The organism is Bacillus sp. 05T21, from assembly GCF_056396785.1.
The window spans coordinates 342037-361468 of sequence record NZ_JBFTMD010000001.1 but is presented as its reverse complement, the minus strand read 5'-3'; the positions used below and the strand labels follow the sequence as shown (position 1 = coordinate 361468).

Genomic DNA, 19432 nt, shown 5'->3' with positions numbered 1-19432 from the left:
TATAATAAGTTCCACATGTTTTATTAGAAAAAGAAAATAAATATTGTAAGCGCTATTTTAAATTTGGATAGAATCTGTTATCATTCAGTAATGAAAACGTTTGCGCCTTAAAAAAAGAAAAAAGAATCAATAGTATAGATGAAATGGGGTAGCATAATGGAAAAACAATGGTGGAAAGAAAGTGTAGTATATCAAATTTATCCTCGTAGTTTTATGGATAGTAACGGTGATGGTATAGGTGATCTTCGTGGTATTCTTGCGAAGCTAGATTACTTAAAAGAATTAGGTATTGATGTAATTTGGTTATCACCAGTCTATGAATCTCCAAACGATGATAATGGTTACGATATAAGTGATTATTGTAAAATTATGAATGAGTTCGGAACAATGGAAGATTGGGATGAACTATTACATGAAATGCATAAACGTAATATGAAACTTATGATGGACTTAGTTGTTAATCATACTTCAGATGAACATAATTGGTTTATTGAATCATGTAAATCGAAAGAAAATAAATATAGAGACTATTATATATGGCGTCCTGGAAATGAAGGGAAAGAGCCGAATAACTGGGGAGCAGCATTTAGTGGCTCTGCATGGCAATATGATGAAATGACAGATGAATATTATTTGCATCTGTTTTCTAAAAAACAGCCAGATTTAAACTGGGATAATGAAAAGGTAAGACAAGATGTTTATGACATGATGAAGTTTTGGTTAGAAAAAGGAATTGATGGGTTCCGTATGGATGTTATTAATTTTATTTCTAAAGAAGATGGCCTACCATCTGTTGAAACGGATGAAGAAGGATATGTTTCAGGGCATAAACATTTTATGAACGGTCCGAATATTCATAAGTATTTGCATGAAATGAATGAAGACGTATTGTCTCAGTATGACATTATGACGGTTGGGGAAATGCCTGGTGTAACGACAGAAGAGGCTAAATTGTATACAGGGGAAGCTAGAAAAGAACTGCAAATGGTATTCCAATTTGAACATATGGATTTAGATTCCGGAGAAGGCGGGAAATGGGATGTAAAACCATGCTCACTTCTTACTTTGAAACAAAATTTAACAAAGTGGCAAAAAGCATTAGAACAAACAGGATGGAATAGCCTTTATTGGAATAACCATGACCAGCCTCGCGTTGTATCTCGTTTTGGTAATGATGGAGCTTATCATACTGAATCAGCGAAAATGTTAGCGACAGTACTACATATGATGAAAGGGACACCATATATTTATCAAGGAGAAGAAATCGGAATGACCAATGTTCGGTTTGAATCAATTGATGAATACCGAGATATTGAAACACTAAATATGTATAAAGAAAAAGTTATAGAGCGCGGCGAAGATATAGATAAAGTGATGCAGTCTATATATATAAAGGGCCGAGATAATGCTAGAACTCCGATGCAGTGGGATGATAGAGAACATGCTGGATTCACAACGGGTGAGCCTTGGATTGCGGTAAATCCTAACTACAAAGAGATTAATGTGAAACAGGCGATCCAAGACGAAGAATCAATTTTTTATTACTATAAAAAATTGATTGAGTTACGTAAAAACAATGAAATAGTTGTGTATGGAACATATGATTTAATACTAGAAAATAACCCTTCTATTTTTGCTTATGTAAGAACATATGGAGAAGAAAAGCTTCTGGTGATTGCAAACTTTACTGCAGAGGAATGTGTATTTGAATTGCCTGAGGACATTATTTATAGTGAAGCAGAATTATTAATACACAATTATGATGTAGAAAATGTATTGATAGAAAACATTACATTACGACCGTATGAAGCAATGGTATTTAAATTGAAATAAGAAAAGCCTTATGCCACCCTGGCATAAGGCTTTTACTATTACCATTTTAAAATAGAGAATCCATACGGTGGAAGTGTAACTTGTAATACACTTGCTTCCGCTGAAAATTCTTCGTTTGTATAAATGTTAATTATTTTCTTCCTGGTAATATGAAGAGGGAGTGAAGTTGTAACTTCACTGTTAGTAGGATTTAAAACGAAAAAGATAGTTTCATCTTCATATGTTTTTGTATAAGAAATATAATTATGTTCATCATTTGCCTCAATGAATTGAAAAATACCGTTTCCTCCAAATGCTTTATGTTGTTTCCGTAATGAAATTAATGTTTGTATATGTGTAAATAAAAGAGTATCCTGTTCTTTTTCATCCCATATCATGCATTTGCGACAGCCAGGGTCCATTCCACCATCCATACCGATTTCATCGCCGTAATAAATACAAGGAGAACCGATGAAAGAAAGGTGAAATACATAGAGTAACTTTAACTTATTTTTATCCCCATTACATGTTGCTAAAATTCTAGGTGTGTCATGACTGTCTAATAAATGAAATGCTGCTTCATTTACATTCATAGAGTAGGAATGTAGAGAATCTGTAATTTGTTTCATAAATTCACTTGAATTAATGGACTCGTTAGCAAAGTAAGAAAGTAGAGCGTTTGTAACCGGATAGCTCATTACAGCATCAAATTGATCACCTTGTAGCCATGGGAGTGCATCGTGCCAAATTTCGCCTAAAATATATACTTCAGGATTCAATGCTTTTATTTCACTTCGGAATTCTCTCCAAAAACTGTGATCGACTTCATTTGCTACATCAAGGCGCCAACCATCTATATGGAATTCCCTTACCCAATAACGACCTACTTCAAGTAAATATTCTTTTACATCTGGATGTGCCGTATTTAATTTAGGCATATATGGTGTAAATGCGAAAGTATCATAGTTAGGAAGTGGCTCGGTTATAATTGGAAATTCATGAATATGGAACCAATCTTTATAGGCGGAATTTTCACCTTGTTCCAGCACGTCTTGAAATTTATCAAAGAAGTACCCGCTATGATTAAAAACAGCGTCGAGCATTACTTTTATACCATGTTTATGACACGCCTGAACGAGTTCTTTGAAAGTTTCTTTCGTCCCAAATTGTGGGTCGATTTCCATGTAATCAATTGTGTCATATTTATGATTCGAATGAGCTTTGAAAATAGGAGTGAAATATATTCCGGAAATTCCAAGCTTCACAAGGTAATCAAGGTTTTGAATAATACCAGCAAAATCTCCGCCGAAAAAATTAGTTGGAGTTGGTTCGGTACTTCCCCAAGGTAGGGTGTTTGCCGGATTTAATGTGTTATCCCCGTTAGCGAATCGTTCCGGGAAAATTTGATACCATACTGTGTCTTTAATCCAGGATGGTGCTCTGAAAACGTCTTTTGCATGAATGAATGGAAAGCAGAAAAAGTTACCGACATCGTCATTTGGAATGTTAGAAAAAAATCCTCTTTCTGTATAAATAAGAGTGTCTACGTCGTTTTTTAATTCGAATCCATATCGTAAGCGTTTAAATTTCGGCTCGATTGAAACCGACCAATAATCAAATAAATCAGTAGATCCGGTTTTTTTCATAGGTGTACTCGCAGTAATCCATTTCCCATCTTGCCATTCATACGGATCACCGTAGATGAGGGCGGCGCTGTGAACATCATCTCTTTTTGTGTGTATTCGGATGTGAATTATTTTTTCGTTGTAAGCGTATGCATAATTATCTTTTGGCCTATGATAGATCGCTTCTTTAAGCATATAGAAAATCCCCCTTTAATATCTCTATATATATTGTTACCTAAAATGAAATAATAAAGATTATGTTGCAAACGATTTCCTTTAACATAACTTTAATATTGCTTATAAGAGTAGTATTCATTTTATGTAAAGTCAATGAATAAAGAGTATGAGGAGATTATTTTGAAAATTAATATTTGCAAAATGAATAAAAGAATGTATAATGATAGACAAATAGCGCAAACGTTTTCATAGATTGAGATATTGTTTGCGCTTCTATTAAACCATTCAATGCAAACGTTTTCAACTTCTGGAGTACATAGACAATTTAGGGAGGTTTTTTGGGATGAAGAAAGCATTATCACTATTAACGATTTCAGCATTGTCAATCGGTATGTTATCTGCATGTGGACCGAAAGATTCAGGGAAAAAAGAAGCAAGTAAAGAGAAGAAAGATTATGATCTTCTCGTTTGGGAAGATGATAAAAAAGGTGTTGGTTTAGAACCAGCAGTGAAAAGCTTTGAGGAAAAATATAAAGTAAAAGTTAAAGTTGTTGAAATGCAAATGACAGATCAAGTGAAAAAGTTACGTCTTGATGGACCAGCGGGGACGGGACCAGATGTTGTAACATTGCCACACGATCAAATCGGAAATGCAGTAACAGAAGGCTTACTTTCTGAAGTAAAAGCAGATGATGCTGTGAAGAGTAAATTTACTGACTTATCAATAAAGGCACAAACATACAACGGGAAATTATATGGTTTACCAAAAGCAATTGAAACACCAATTTTTATTTACAATAAAAAATTAATGCAAAAAGCTCCAGAAACGATGGACGAGCTATTTAACTTCTCAAAAGACTTTACGAAGGATGGCAAGTACGGATTTTTAACATTAGGAGATAACTTCTACTTTGCTAACGCGTTTATGGCAGGTATGGGCGGATATGTATTTGGTGAGAAAGACGGAAAGCCAAATGCAAGTGATGTTGGATTAAATAATAGCGGAGCAGTACAAGGGGCTGAATATCTTCAAAAATGGTACAAAGAAAAGTTATTCCCGAAAGGTATTATCGGTGAGTCTGGTGGCCCTGCTGCTGATGGATTATTCAATGAAGGAAAAGCAGCATCTATTATGAACGGACCGTGGGCGTTCCAAGCGATGGAAAAGAACGGAATTGATTATGGTGTTGCTCCAATGCCAAAATTACCAAATGGTCAACCGATGAAAACATTTGTTGGGGTAAAAGGATGGCATGTAACAAGCTTCTCTAAACAAAATGATTTAGCTACAAAATTCACTGAGTGGGTAACAAATGAAGAAAACGCAAAAATTAGATTTGAGAAGACAAAAGAGATTCCTCCAGTAAAATCAGTAATGGAAGATCCAATTATTAAAGATAATGAAGCTGCAAAAGCAGTTGCAACTCAATCAGAAAATGGAATTCCAATGCCGAATATTCCAGAAATGCAAGAAGTATGGAAACCAGCTGGAGACGCGCTTCAGTTAGTTGTTACAGATAAAGAGGCACCAAAATCCGCTCTTGATAGTGCAGTGAAACAAATTAAAGGAAATATTGAGGCAAATCATAGTAAGAAAAAATAAGGTGAAATTCGTGCCTCTACTATAAGAGGCACGAATTCTCTCCCAGAAAAAAGGGGGAAGGAACATGCAAACATCTATGGAACCAGCAAACGGCTTAAAAGGTTCAAAACATAGGAAAATGGCAACCATGTTATCAATCATTCCAGGCATAGGCCAAATGTATAATAAACAATTTGTAAAAGGCCTTATTTTTCTAGTATTAACAGGTTCATTTATTGTAGCATTTGCTGATTTATTAAATATGGGATTATGGGGAATTGTAACACTCGGTACAGAAGTTCCACGTGACCATTCTGTCTTTCTATTAGTAGAAGGAATTTTGGCACTTATCGTCATAGTGTTTGGACTAGGAATATATGGATTTAACTTATATGATGCATACCAAAATGGGAAGAAACGTGATATAGGAACACCATTAAACTCAGTAAAAGAGCAATACCGTAACTTATTAGATCAAGGTTTTCCATATTTAATGGTTTCACCAGGATTTCTATTACTTATCTTTGTAGTTGTATTTCCAATCATTTTTGTAATTTTAATTGGATTTACGAATTATGACTTATATCACTCTCCTCCAGCTAAATTAGTAGATTGGGTGGGCTTTAAAAACTTTATTGATATTTTCACATTACCAATGTGGAGAGAGACATTTTTAAGTGTATTTTCTTGGACTGTCATTTGGACATTTGTTGCAACAACATTACAAGTTGCACTTGGTATTTTCTTAGCAATTATCGTAAATCAGCCTGGTATTAAAGGTAAGGCAATTATTCGAACAATCTTCATTTTACCGTGGGCTGTTCCAGCATTCGTATCTATTCTTGTCTTCTCGGGTATGTTTAATGAAACATTTGGAGCAATTAATAATCAAGTATTAGCTTTATTCGGGATTGAAAAGATTGCTTGGATGACAGATCCGTTTTGGGCGAAGATTGCTTTAATTATGATCCAAACGTGGCTCGGTTTCCCATTCGTCTTTGCAATGACAACAGGTATATTGCAATCGATTCCAGGAGAATTATATGAAGCTGCTACAGTAGATGGAGCAACTGCTTGGCAACAGTTCCGCAAAATTACATTGCCACTTGTTTTATACGCAACAGCACCAATTTTAATTACACAATATACGTTTAACTTTAATAACTTTAGTATCATTTATCTATTTAACGGCGGAGGTCCTGCTGTAGCGGGGCAAGATGCAGGTGGAACGGATATTTTAATTTCATGGATTTATAAGTTAACGATGACTTCAGCGCAGTACGGAAAAGCAGCAGCTCTTACAATGATTTTATCGTTAATCGTTATTACAGTTGCGTTATGGCAATTTAAGAGAACAAAATCATTCCAAGAAGAGGATATGATGTAAATGAATATTAAACGACAAAAGATGTTACGTCTTTCATTAAGTTATTTGGTTATCTTCATAATGTGTGCGATTATTTTCTATCCATTACTATGGATTATTGGTTCATCGTTTAATCCAGGAGATAGTTTGTCTGGTTCTAGCATTATTCCAAAAAATGCTACGTTAGATCATTATCGTAAGCTACTTGATCTTGATTCAAGTAATTACTTACTTTGGTATAAAAATACGTTAAAAGTTAGTGTTATGACGATGATTTTTTCGGTGTTAGCAATTAGCTTTACTGCTTATGCATTTTCGAGATATCGTTTTGTCGGAAGAAAAAATGGTTTATTAACATTTTTAATTCTACAAATGATTCCGAACTTTGCAGCGTTAATCGCACTATATGTATTAGCGCAGTTAACAGGATTAATTGATACACATCTTGCATTAAWTTTAATTTATGTAGGTGGAGCAATTCCAATGAATACTTGGCTTATGAAAGGGTATTTTGATACGATTCCGAAAGAGTTGGATGAGTCAGCCCGCATGGATGGAGCAGGACACTTCCGTATTTTTTGGCAAATCATTATGCCGCTTGCAAAGCCAATCGTAGCGGTTGTAGCATTATTCACTTTCATCGGTCCATTTACAGATTTCATTTTAGCAAGTATTATTTTACGCACGCCGGAAAATTACACTTTAGCAGTTGGATTATATGAAATGGTAGCGAAAAAATTTGGTAATGAATTTACGACGTTTGCAGCGGGTTCAGTATTAATTGCAATCCCGATTTCGATTTTATTCTTATCACTACAAAAATACTTTATTTCTGGTTTAACAGCTGGAGGTACGAAAGGATGAGAAATGGGACATTATGTCCCATTTTTCTTTTCATCTCTCTATAAAAAAATTATAGAGAGATGAAAAGAGATTTGACATCGCATATGAAAAGAAGTGAAATAAATAGTATATTATAGTATAGGAAAAAAGAGCTATATCCCTTACAATACATGGAGAGGGAGAATATGATAAGTTTTGCAAGATAGAATAAATAAATGACAGTTTATGACTTCTCCTATGACTTGCAACGGGTGCAAGATAAAATATATGAAAATGGCAGAGAAGTGAAAGGAGGGGATTTTTATGACAGTTACAATTAAAGATGTGGCGAAGAAGGCGAACGTAGCACCATCAACTGTTTCTCGTGTAATTGCTGATAATCCAAGTATAAGTGAAAAGACAAAGCGCCGTGTTCGAAAAGTAATGAGTGAATTAGGGTATCATCCAAATTTAAATGCAAGAAACCTTGCGAACCAAACGACGAAGACACTTGGTCTTGTTATGCCGAGTTCTGCAAGTAAAGCTTTTCAAAATCCGTTTTTCCCAGAAGTTATAAGAGGAATTAGTTCATTTGCACATGTGGAAGGGTATGCGCTTTATATGTCGACTGGTGAAACGGAAGATGAAATTTTTAATGGTGTTGTAAAAATGGTACAAGGGCGTCAAATCGGTGGTATTATTCTTTTATATTCAAGAGAGAACGATCGGATTATTCAATACTTGCATGACCAAAACTTCCCGTTTGTTTTAATTGGAAAACCATATGATCGAAAAGATGAAATTACATATGTAGATAATGACAATTATACAGCTGCAAGAGAAGTAGCGGAATATTTGATTTCATTAGGCCATAAACAAATCGCATTCATCGGCGGTGGATCAGATTTACTTGTAACGAGAGATCGTTTGGCGGGGATGAGTGATGCTTTGAAACTAGCAGATATTCTATTGCCGAAAGAGTATATTTTACACTTTGATTTTTCAAGAGAGAGTGGTCAACAGGCTGTTGAGGAATTAATGGGACTAAAGCAACCACCGACGGCAATTATGGCAACGGATGATTTAATTGGACTTGGCGTGTTAAGTGCGCTTTCTAAAAAAGGATTTGTTGTACCGAAAGATGTTTCGATTGTAAGCTTTAACAATGCTTTATTATCAGAAATTGCTAGTCCACCACTTTCGACAGTTGATGTGAATATTTATCAATTAGGGTATGAAGCGGCAAAAGCTTTAGTTGATAAGGTGGAGCATTCTGAATCTACTTCAAAATGCATTATTATTCCGCATAAATTATTGAAGCGTCAAACTTGTGATCATTATGCAACAAAAAGCTAAGAGTTTAACTCTTAGCTTTTTTCTTTAGAAAGGCTTCTAAACGGTCACAGCCTTCTTTTAAAGTTTCGATACTGTAAGCATAGGAAAGGCGAAGGTAGCCTTCACCGTATTCGGAAAATGCGGTTCCAGGAACAACGGCTAGCCCAGCTTCTTTTACAAGATCAAGTGCAAAATCAAATGATGAAGATGTTAAATGTCCAACATATGGGAATAAATAAAATGCACCTGTTGGCTTCTCAACCGTTAAACCCATTTGAATGAGTCTATTATACACGTAATCACGGCGTTTTTTGTATTGATAGCGCATCATCTTCGGGGCATCTTTAGCAGCTGTTAAAGCTTCGATTGCAGCATACTGAGCGATTGAAGTAGCACATGTAACATTGTATTGATGAACTTTTAATATGTGTTTTGCTAAATATTCTGGAGCAAATAAAAGTCCGATACGCCAGCCGGTCATAGAATGTGATTTTGATAAGCCGTTAATGACAATCGTCTTATCACGCATTTCTGGGAAATGAGCGATAGATGTGTGTTTTTCTTCATATACAAGTTCACTATAAATTTCATCAGAAAGAACGAAAATATTTTTATCTTTTAAGATAGATACAATATCTTCTAATTCTTCTTTTGATAAGGTAACACCAGTTGGATTAGAAGGATACGGTAAAACGACGCATCTTGTTCGTTCTGTAATTGCATGTTGCAATGCTTCAGCTGTTAAACGAAATCCAGTTTCGCGAACATCTATAAAAATAGGAGTTGCACCACATAGTCGAATAATCGGCTCGTAACCAGGGTAAATAGGAGCAGGTAAAATTACTTCCGTTCCTGGTTCTAAAATAGTTCGGAATGCAACATCGATCGCTTCACTAGCACCGATTGTAACAATGGTTTCGTTTTCAGGTGAATAATGTAAATTGTAGTTGTCCTTTACAAAGTTACAAGCTGCCTTGCGTAATTCTAGTAAACCAGCGTTATGTGTATAGCTTGTATAATTTTCTGTAATGGCCCGTTTAGCTGCTTCTTTTACTAGAGAAGGTGTAGGGAAATCGGGTTGCCCAATTGTTAAAGAGATAAGATTATCATAGTTTTGAATCATATTAGAGAACTGACGGATTCCAGAAATTTGGATGTCCTTCACTCTAGGATTAATGAATTGTTCCATTGTATCTCCCTTTCTTCCGTTTGAAAATTAAGTCCATTTTATCATATTTTCAACTATTACGCTTTGTTTATAAAATTTCCCCCGCTATTTGTGAAAGATAAGAATCGTATCTTAAAATTCAGTGGAAGTAAGAAATTATGTGAGGGTTCAAAGGTCTATAAGAGTATAAGCTGTGTGAGTTAATTAAAGTTTCACTTAAGCATAAACACAAAAAAAGCCGCTGCAAGCGACTTTTTAATAACCGTATTCCCAATCTATTTCATCTTCGTTCCAAAGTACGGAAGATACTTTGCCAAGATGGACAACGGATTCATTTACAGCACATGTACAGTCTTCGTCCCCTGCTTTATGTTGCAATTCTTCGTATACTGATTTTTCAACGTTTTCTAGCACAACCAAATTTTCTTCTTTTAAAACAAGCGTAGTACCCGCCATATTTATCTTCCTCCTACTAAAGTAATGATCACTTATTTGTAAACATAGATAGTATGGATTATATGCTGTATTTTGCGATAGTTGTCCGTCTAGTGAAGTGTTTTTTATTTTCTTTGTAATCCGTATTCATTGTATACTGCACGAAGGAAATTTGGTACAGGGTTTACAATCATTTCGGAAATTTGTAACATTTATTATTAGTTGTTAACAAATAATTAACAAAGATGTTAAGAAAAATCAAAATTTTGAAACAAATAGACTTATAAAATGATATAATCATATCAAAATACATATAGGGGATGAGAGGCTATGGAGCTGATTCGTGATTTAATGATCCAAATTGCCATCATTATTTTACCACTATTTTTATATGAAGCGATTCGTTTAAATCGTTATCAAGGAATGCTTCCGAAGCCTAATCGCTACTTTATTATGTTTTTATCTAGCGTTACACTCGTTCTCTCCATGACATACTCTATTTGTTTTGGTACCGTTTGCGGATACAATTTTCATCCAGTCCCAATTGTTAGTGGTTTTTTATATGGTGGGATTGTTGGGCTCATCCCTGCCATTATTTATGTTGCATATGAATGGATTTTTAAGGGGCTTAGTTGGTTGCCTATGGTAGAAGTTATATTTCTTTCGATAATTCCATTATTTTTGTCAAAGAAATGGTCTCTTTTTTCAAGAGATAAGAAGCTAATATTAGCTTTTATGATTGCATCATTTTATGTTCTTGTTTCATTAGTAGTCGGGATGTTGAATGTCCTTTTAGAAACAGGTTTTACACCGTACATATCTAATCTATATAGTGGGTATATATTTGCATCACTTATTATGGTTATGACAATGGTATTTCAAGTGTATTTGACTGAGTATTTAAACGAAAATGCATTATTGCGTACAGAAATGCAAAAATCAGAAAAACTTAATATTGTAAGTGAGTTAGCTGCAAGTGTCGCACATGAAGTTCGAAACCCTCTCACTGTTGTACGAGGGTTTATTCAATTGTTAGAGAGTACGGAAGACGTAAAAAACAAAGATTATATGCGTCTCGTATTAGCTGAGCTGGATCGTGCTGAACAGATTATTTCAGATTATTTAAATTTAGCAAGGCCTCAAATTGAAAAAAAAGAACATATTTGTTTATCAGCACAATTAATTGAAATGACAACTCTTATGTCATCATTTGCAGCGATGCAGGGCGTTTATTTGCAAGTTGAGATTTCTGAGAGCCTTTATACTATCGGTGATAAGACGAAATTGAAGCAAGCTATTATGAATGTTGTTAAAAACGGTATTGAAGCAATTCAAGGAAACAAAGGGTATTTAAAAGTAACAGCTATTCAAAAAGATGAATTGATAATAATAAGAGTTAAAGATAGTGGTGTTGGAATGACAAAAGAACAGTTAGTAAGGCTTGGACAACCGTATTATTCTTTAAAAGAAAAAGGAACAGGATTAGGCCTTATGGTAACATTTAGTATTTTACAAGCGCATAATGGTACATTGGAATATAAAAGTGAAAGCGGAAAAGGAACTGAAGCTATTATTATATTGCCAGCTGTACGATATAAGGAATAAAAGTTACCGATAGAAGGTAACTTTTTATTTTATCGTGCATTAGAAAAAGATACAAAAGTTCATTCATTTATTTTTTCTTGTTTTGTTCGAACGAATAAACTTTTAAATGATTGAAAGAAGCTTTGCTCTTTTGAGGCGGCGACTAATCTTTTTGTTTCTTGAATTTCACGAATAACTTGCATAAGTTGTGTATCACGGTTGCTGTCTTTATTGTAAATTTGATTGACAAGTTTATTCATTTTTTCTTCTTGTTTGGATTCTCGCTTATACATATGATTCATTAATAAGTCCATCTTTTCTTTTTGGAGTGCATCTGTTTGAGCGGCGTGAACAACTAGATCTTGTAACATTTTTTCTTGTGAGCCTTCTTTTACATAAACTTGTTGCATTAGTTCATCTAATTTCTCGTCTTTTAAACGATTTTGTGTAATGAGAGTAGAGTTTTGATGAATAATTGCTTCATTTAATTGAGCAAGCATTTCAAGTTTTAGCATGAACTCCTCAAAGTTACGCCCATCTTCTTTTGGTTGCACTTCTTGTTTATCTTGAATAACAGGTACAGGTGGGGCTTCTTTTTCTTTTAAAATAATAGGTATTGTTTCTGAAATGTCCTCTTGTAATGTAGCAGCTCTTTCATGTATAGATTTCAATAGTTTTAAATCATCCAATTTATAAATACGAGCATCAGCTGTTTTTGAAATGATATAACCGTGTTCCTCTAAGAGTTGGCTATATTTTCGGACTATATGTTTTGGGATACCTGTTTTATTTGTAACATCTTTCGTTTTATAAATAGCTTCCATGATAGTTCCTCCCCAAAAAGTATCGTATATATCATTTCAACCTTTTATGAGGACTTCCTTTGAAAAAGAATGTCGGAAGGTTATTAGTTTTCTACAGCATTAGTGAAAAGATGAAGAAAAATGAATGTTTTTGGCGGAATGGAGAGGAAGAGCTAAAATAATGTCTGAAAACATACATAGAAGAAGTTTGTTATAATAACTGAGGAAAAGAAATTGGTAGGAACACGGAGGTACACATGAAGCAATTTAAAGGTATTATCATTTCAATTATTGCAATTCTTTCTCTTTTGGTAGCGGTATATGAAGTACTTGTGCCAGAGGAGACAAGTACTAAAAAAACAACTACGTATGATCAAATTCTAGAGTTCCCGAAAGAACGATATCCAGAGACCGGGAAACATATAACGGATGCTATAAAAGAAGGACATTCGGAAATGTGTACAATTGATCGTAATGGTGCAGCGGATAGAAGGAAATTATCGTTAGCGCCATATCCGACGAAGAAAGGTTATGATCGTGATGAATGGCCGATGGCGATGTGTAAGGAAGGCGGAAAAGGAGCTCATATTGAATATATAAGTCCAGCAGATAACCGCGGTGCAGGTTCTTGGGTAGGGAATAAGCTAGACAAATATCCAGATGGTACGCGTGTGAAATTTGAAGTGAAATAGTAATTGGCATACATTTCATAGTGGAGGAGAGGGATAGTTATGGAATTAACAATTTCATATTCGCAATTAATGATAATGAACTATGATGGTCAGCAGCCTTATGTAGATTGGACTCCTGAAGATTTTGAAAGAGGCTATGCTGAGGTGGATGGAGCTATTATTTTTGAAGCAATCTCTGACTATACTTGTGAAGTGGAAGTTACTTGTGGAAATCATATTGAGAAAGAAGAAGTGGTTAGAACGATATCAGTTCCTTTCACAGTGAAGAATGAAGAAGTATATATAACAAGTATTCTTTCTAATAAATATCATATTCCTATTCCGAATGGGGAATATATGATAGTCTTGCAGGCAACTCCTCTTGAAGAGCCATCAGACGATGAATTGTATAAAGTACAATACGACTTCTATTTTGAGAGTGTAGAATAAAAAAACGTGTTATCCTTTTTGAAGGATAACACGTTTTTTTATTATGCGTTTGTTTTTAGGAGAGAACGAGCGTCTTTTGCTGCCTGAACCATGTGCTCTAAAGCAGGTATAACTTCCTCAGTTCTTCGTGTTTTTAAACCACAGTCTGGATTAATCCAGAAATATTTAGGGTCACATACTTGTAAAGATTGTTCTACGATTGTGAACATTTCATCTTTACTTGGGACACGTGGGCTATGAATATCATATACCCCTAGACCAATTCCTTTTTCATATGTTGTATGCTTTAATGTATTAATAAATTCTCCATGACTTCTTGATGTTTCGATAGAAATAACATCTGCGTCTAACGCTCGGATTGCATCTACAATATCTTCGAAGTTACTATAACACATATGAGTATGAATTTGTGTTTCATTTTCTACAGAAGATGTTGCTAAAAGGAAAGATTGAACTGCCCATGTAATGTATGCATCCCAATCTTTTTCTTTTAACGGCATACCTTCACGAAGTGCAGGTTCATCGACTTGGATTACTCTAATTCCGGAAGATTCAAGTAATTCAATTTCATGACGAAGTGCTAATGCAATTTGATATGAAACTTCTTTTCTTGAAATATCATTTCGAACGAATGACCAATTTAAAATAGTGACAGGTCCAGTTAGCATACCTTTTACTACTTTCTCTGTTAAGCTTTGTGCATATACAGTTTCTTTAATAGTCATTCCACTTATAAAGGCAACATCACCATAAATAACAGGTGGTTTTACGCAACGAGAACCGTATGATTGTACCCATCCGTTTTTAGTAAAGGAGAAACCAGCAAGTCTTTCTCCAAAATATTCCACCATGTCGGTTCTTTCGAATTCACCATGTACTAGTACATCAAGACCAATATCTTCTTGGTAACGAATCCACTTTGCAGTTTCTTTTTCAATGAATTGATTATATTGTTCATTTGTAATATCGCCGTTACGCCACTGTTTACGTGTTTGACGAACTTCAGATGTTTGCGGGAAGCTACCAATAGTTGTTGTTGGTAACAACGGTAATTGTAAAGCTACTTGCTGTAGTTCATATCGTTTTTCAAATGGAAGAGGACGTGAGAAATCATCTTCTTTAAGTGATGTACGTGCCACTTTTACATCTTCACGATTACGTGCAGCTGATGAGCGGATTGCATGATGTGCATTACGATATGTTGTTAAATCGCTACTGATGCTTTCTACACCTTTAGTAAGAGCAGAATGGATAAGGACTAGTTCTTCTAATTTTTGATTAGCAAATGCAAGTGCATCAAATAATTCACTTGTTAAGTGCGTTTCTTCCGTTTTATCAATTGGAGTATGCAATAAGCTACAAGAAGGTTGAACAATTAAACCTTTTGCTGTGATTTGATTTTGTAATGTTGTAAATAAAGAAAGTACATCATCAAGATCAGCTCTCCAAATGTTACGGCCATCTATACAACCGATAGCTAAAATTTTATCAGCTGGGAATCCGTATTTTGAAATAGCATTTACATTACCTTCTTTGCCATGAACAAAGTCTAATCCAATACCAGAAACAGGGAATGCAATAATTTCTTCATAGTTCTCTTCTACACTATCAAAATATGTTTGTAGAAGAAGATTAGCATTTGGAACCTCTTTATGAATAGCTTCGTAAAGTTCTTTCGCTTGATTAATTTCATCTTTTGTTAAAGATGCGAAGATTGGTTCGTCAACTTGAATAATTTGTGCTCCAGCTGCGTGTAATTCAGAGAATAATTGTACATAAGGTGCAACTAGCTCTTTTAAAATAGTGGCAAATTGCTCTTCGTTATAACCTTTTGCTAGTTTTAGGAATGTATAAGGGCCTAAAATAACTGGTTTTCCATCAACGCCTAACTCTTTTTTCGCTTCTTCATATAAACGAAGAGGACGATTGTCTTTTAAAGAGATTTGTAATCCTTCTTCATATTCAGGAACAATGTAATGATAGTTTGTGTTAAACCATTTTGTCATTTCAGAAGCAACGTGATCTTTAGAGCCGCGTGCCATTGCAAAATATACATCGAGGTAAGAGGTAAACTCTGAAAAACGTGACGGGATGAATCCTAACATGTAGGCCGTATCCAGAACGTGGTCATAATATGTAAAATCGCCAACTGGAATTAATTCAATTCCCTTTTCTTGCTGTACTTTGACGTGTTGAAGGCGAATTTCTTTCATTGTCGTTGAAAATTGTTCTTCATCAATTTTATTGGACCAAAAAGCTTCCAATGTTTTTTTCCACTCTCGTTGTAGTCCGATACGTGGATAACCTAAGTTACTTGTTTGAATTGCCATTTTAAATTCCTCCCTAATTGAAAGTAAGCATTTCCGTTTACTCGGAAATACCTATAACAAAAAGCATAAAGGCATAGAAAAATAAGCCTTCCTTTTTGTTCTTAACACCTCATCATCATCCGTGAGTCTATCAGTGTTGTTAAAATAGGCAGGTATCCTGACTTATGCTTCATATAATTTCTTTCACCTTCCCGTTTTCACAGTGGCACAAAAAAGAAATCTCAGCATTTACAGTGGCGGGACCGTGTTGGAGTTTCACCAAACTTCCCTTTTAAACACGAAGTGAAATATTCGTGTACCTATTTTCCTTTTGAAAGGAATTTAACAAGCGATATGATATTGAAACAAATTCTAACACAATTTTCGGAATTTTGTCCACTGTTTTAAAATAAGAAAATTCTAAAGTTTTTTATTTCTTTTTATTCGGAAAATTAAGTTTTTTAATGTTTATTTATTATTAAAATGAGGGTGTTTTGAGTTGCGAGGAATAATTATAGTGTTAAGTTTTTCTAGAAGAGGAGGCACCTCTTTTAGAAAAACTTAATCATTATCTACACCTATTTCTGAAAGACGACCTGCAGTTGCATCTTGTAAGAGTGTGTTTAGCCAACGTAATTCAACATTAATATGCTCAATGACGCTTTGTAGAATATATAGTTGAGCACGAGGAACTAGTTGTTTATTATGATCGTATATCGTTTGCATTGTATGTAAATATAGCATTGTATCATCTCTCTTTTTTTTCAAAATAGGAGCTAGAGCTTGTTCGTCGCTAAAGTGAGCGAAAGAGAGCGCTGAATAAATAGGTTTATATATTTGGTTTTTCGCTTCAAATTGTTTTAATAATAAGGTGTGGAAAAGGGCTTTTCCTTCCCCTGTTATATGGAAGATTGTTTTATCTGGTCTATTCGTATCTCTAACAATATTGGTAACGCTAATCGCACCTTGTTTTTCTAATTGCTCGAAGGCGTAGTATAGCGATCCCTTGGCATATTTAATATAACAATCCATTTGTCTTTCTTTCATTATGTGCTGCACTTCATAGGGATGTTTATCTCCTTCGAGTAACAAGCCGAGAATGACTAACTTCATGCTCATGCTGTCTCAACTCCTGTATATAGAAACTTTATATATATTATAAACGGTATATCCTCTTTCATAAAGGGATATACCGTTTTGTTTTTCTATATTAGCTTACTTGTTTTTGTTTTTGCTTTGTTTTTGGTCCTGTTAAAAGACGTTCATTTCCCATAAGTAAAATACAAATTATACTTAGCGTAGCTGGGATAAGTGCCCAGAAAAATGTATTAGCAATAGATGTTGCAAGAGCCTCTTTAATTCCGCTCAGTACTTCAGGAGGTAGCTTTTCAGTAGCGTTTGGTGATAATAAAAAGCTTGTGTCTCCACCTTTAGGAGCCATTTTTTCTAGTTCAGGAGGGAAGACTGCTTTTAATTTATCAGTGAAAACATGATTTTGAATCGTACCGAAAATCGTGACGCCAAGGGTCATTCCAAGTGAACGGAAGAATGAGTTCGTGGATGTAGCAGAACCGCGATCTCTCATTTCTAGTTTGTGGATAGATGCCATACTTAAAACTGAGAAGGAGAATCCAACTCCAAGTCCAGCAAGCACCATAAACATTGTTACGAGTGTACGAGGTGTTTCCATAGTTAAAGTACTTAGTAAATAAATACCAAGAACGAAGAAAACCCCAGATACTGTCATGATGTTACGATAACTTGTTCGTGAAGCTAATTGTCCACCAGTTTGACTTCCGATTACAGATCCTACCATCATAGGTGTCAAAATTAATCCAGCATTTGAGGCTGAACCACCGAGAACACCTTGAACGAAGATTGGAATATAAACTGTACAGATGATAAAAGCTGCGCCATAGAAAAAGGCAACACCTTGGCTAGCTGCAAATAAAGGTTTTTTAAATAAATGGAAAGAAATAATAGGCTCGGTTGCGTTTCTTTCTACGAAGAAGAAAATAATAAGCAGAATAACAACAGTTGAAAATAAACCAATAATCACATTAGAGTCCCATGCATATTCTTTACCACCAAGTTCTAAAGCAAACATTAAGCAAACGATACTAATGACAAGCGTAATAGCACCAGCCCAGTCAATTTTTTGTTTTCGATATTCTAGAGACTCGCTATAGTATTTAGTAATGAAGAAGAAGGAAATAAGTCCTAACGGAATATTAATATAGAAGACCCAGTGCCAACTTATATAATCTGTAATGTAAGCACCTAATAAAGGTCCGAAAACACTAGATGTTCCGAAAACAGCACCAAATAGTCCGGTCATTTTTCCTCGTTTTTCAGGCGGGAATATATCATACATAATTGTAAATGCGATAGGCATAAGAGCGCCGCCACCAATTCCTTGAATGGCTCTATAAATACTTAGTTGTTCAATACTTGATGCTGTCCCGCAAAGTGCAGAACCAAATAAGAAGAGAATTAATCCGCCAATAAAAAAGCGTTTCCGTCCGTACATATCAGACAGCTTACCGAAAATAGGCATTCCGGCCATTGTTGCTACCATGTAGGCGGATGTGACCCAAACGAATTTGTCGAACCCTCCTAAGTCTCCGACAATCGTTGCCATCGCAGTTGCGACGATTGTGTTATCCATTGCTGCCATTAGAATACCAAGTAGTAAACCAGCAACAACAAATTTTGTTTTACTTGAATCGTTTTTTGATAGTTGTGCTTCCAAAAGTAGCCCTCCTTTAATAAAAATTAAACTAACTTAAGCTTTTTAGTACAATGCATAAAAAAACTTTATGTACAGTTTGTATCGTTCCTCTTCATTTTATAAAAAATTGCACTGACATGATATAAAGGATGGAAATCATAAATTATATTATAGTCAAATTTGACTAAAAGGCAAATGTTTTCTACCGCCAAATTATTTTATCCCGCTTTAACTGCCCGTTAAAGCCCGATTGGTGAAAGCTAATAATCAGTGGGGGATGGACAAAACCCCCACTGATTAAAGTTTCACTTTATTATATTGACCAAAAGAGAGAGGTAAGACTTTATTTTGTTATGTAGTCAAGGAAGGAAATTGTAAAAAAATATTTAATAAAGTATAACCTGTGTCAACCTATTAAAAATGGTTTTTTCTTTATATTGTCGAATAGGATAAAAGGAAAAGAAAAATTTAATATGGTTTGTAACAAGCTAAATATTTTTTCTAAGTGTAGTTTATTGCATCGAGAGGCAGAATACAGTTGTATAGATGATATATCTGGAAT

At 34.8% G+C, this 19432-nt stretch carries 15 protein-coding genes and 1 riboswitch; of the genes, 8 read left to right on the top strand and 7 right to left on the bottom strand.

All coding sequences use genetic code 11. The features are described 5' to 3' along the window. Positions 1-156: 156 nt before the first annotated feature. Positions 157-1833, top strand: a complete 1677-nt coding sequence (malL, locus tag AC1DKZ_RS01800) for an oligo-1,6-glucosidase (protein ID WP_431181638.1) — start codon at positions 157-159, stop codon at positions 1831-1833. A 38-nt stretch (positions 1834-1871) separates the two neighbouring features. Here malL and AC1DKZ_RS01795 read toward each other — a convergent pair whose 3' ends face one another. Next, a complete protein-coding gene (locus AC1DKZ_RS01795) occupies positions 1872-3632 on the bottom strand; it encodes an alpha-glycosidase (protein ID WP_242307832.1) in 1761 nt (586 codons plus the stop codon). Positions 3633-3957: 325 nt separating this feature from the next. Between AC1DKZ_RS01795 and AC1DKZ_RS01790 the strand changes: the two genes are divergently transcribed. From AC1DKZ_RS01790 to malR, 4 genes are all read left to right on the top strand, one after another. Then, complete coding sequence (locus AC1DKZ_RS01790) at positions 3958-5217, top strand: extracellular solute-binding protein (RefSeq protein WP_113937165.1); 1260 nt, start codon at positions 3958-3960, stop codon at positions 5215-5217. Between the two features lie 64 nt (positions 5218-5281). Then, positions 5282-6583 carry a maltosaccharide ABC transporter permease MalC gene (gene malC, locus AC1DKZ_RS01785; RefSeq protein ID WP_113937166.1) on the top strand — a complete coding sequence of 434 codons (1302 nt, stop codon included), beginning with the start codon at positions 5282-5284 and terminating at the stop codon, positions 6581-6583. Continuing rightward, positions 6584-7426: a maltosaccharide ABC transporter permease MalD gene (gene malD / locus AC1DKZ_RS01780; RefSeq protein WP_476995577.1), complete on the top strand. Its 843-nt coding sequence runs from the start codon at positions 6584-6586 to the stop codon at positions 7424-7426. A gap of 282 nt (positions 7427-7708) precedes the next feature. Next, positions 7709-8740, top strand: a complete 1032-nt coding sequence (gene malR, locus AC1DKZ_RS01775; protein ID WP_002014809.1) for a maltose operon transcriptional repressor MalR — start codon at positions 7709-7711, stop codon at positions 8738-8740. Between the two features lie 4 nt (positions 8741-8744). Here malR and AC1DKZ_RS01770 read toward each other — a convergent pair whose 3' ends face one another. Further along, entirely contained in the window at positions 8745-9908 is a 1164-nt protein-coding gene (locus AC1DKZ_RS01770; protein WP_219303456.1) for an aminotransferase A, read from the bottom strand. Between the two features lie 234 nt (positions 9909-10142). Further along, positions 10143-10343 (bottom strand): hypothetical protein, encoded by a 201-nt coding sequence (locus AC1DKZ_RS01765; protein WP_000929276.1) that lies wholly within the window; start codon positions 10341-10343, stop codon positions 10143-10145. 309 nt (positions 10344-10652) lie between these two features. On the opposite strand from AC1DKZ_RS01765, the gene AC1DKZ_RS01760 reads away from it, so the two are divergent. Continuing rightward, a complete protein-coding gene (locus tag AC1DKZ_RS01760) occupies positions 10653-11927 on the top strand; it encodes a sensor histidine kinase (protein ID WP_002014814.1) in 1275 nt (424 codons plus the stop codon). 59 nt (positions 11928-11986) lie between these two features. On the opposite strand, the gene AC1DKZ_RS01755 is transcribed toward AC1DKZ_RS01760, so the two are convergent. Next, complete coding sequence (locus AC1DKZ_RS01755; RefSeq protein WP_002014816.1) at positions 11987-12730, bottom strand: DUF3967 domain-containing protein; 744 nt, start codon at positions 12728-12730, stop codon at positions 11987-11989. A 236-nt stretch (positions 12731-12966) separates the two neighbouring features. Between AC1DKZ_RS01755 and nucA the strand changes: the two genes are divergently transcribed. Beyond that, the gene (nucA, locus tag AC1DKZ_RS01750) at positions 12967-13401 is read left to right on the top strand and encodes a DNA-entry nuclease (protein WP_002014817.1); all 435 of its coding nucleotides are present in this window, start codon (positions 12967-12969) and stop codon (positions 13399-13401) included. A gap of 39 nt (positions 13402-13440) precedes the next feature. Then, positions 13441-13830, top strand: a complete 390-nt coding sequence (comJ, locus tag AC1DKZ_RS01745) for a competence protein ComJ (RefSeq protein WP_002088359.1) — start codon at positions 13441-13443, stop codon at positions 13828-13830. 41 nt (positions 13831-13871) lie between these two features. Here the strand turns inward: comJ and metE are convergent, their stop codons facing one another. From metE to AC1DKZ_RS01730, 3 genes are all read right to left on the bottom strand, one after another. Continuing rightward, positions 13872-16160 (bottom strand): 5-methyltetrahydropteroyltriglutamate--homocysteine S-methyltransferase, encoded by a 2289-nt coding sequence (metE, locus tag AC1DKZ_RS01740; protein WP_002088358.1) that lies wholly within the window; start codon positions 16158-16160, stop codon positions 13872-13874. A 130-nt stretch (positions 16161-16290) separates the two neighbouring features. Then, a riboswitch (cobalamin riboswitch) is annotated at positions 16291-16478 on the bottom strand. Between the two features lie 222 nt (positions 16479-16700). Next, positions 16701-17258, bottom strand: coding sequence for a PadR family transcriptional regulator (locus AC1DKZ_RS01735; RefSeq protein ID WP_002165135.1), 558 nt, complete (start codon positions 17256-17258; stop codon positions 16701-16703). Between the two features lie 91 nt (positions 17259-17349). Beyond that, complete coding sequence (locus AC1DKZ_RS01730) at positions 17350-18891, bottom strand: MDR family MFS transporter (RefSeq protein WP_002014821.1); 1542 nt, start codon at positions 18889-18891, stop codon at positions 17350-17352. Positions 18892-19432: the final 541 nt, after the last annotated feature.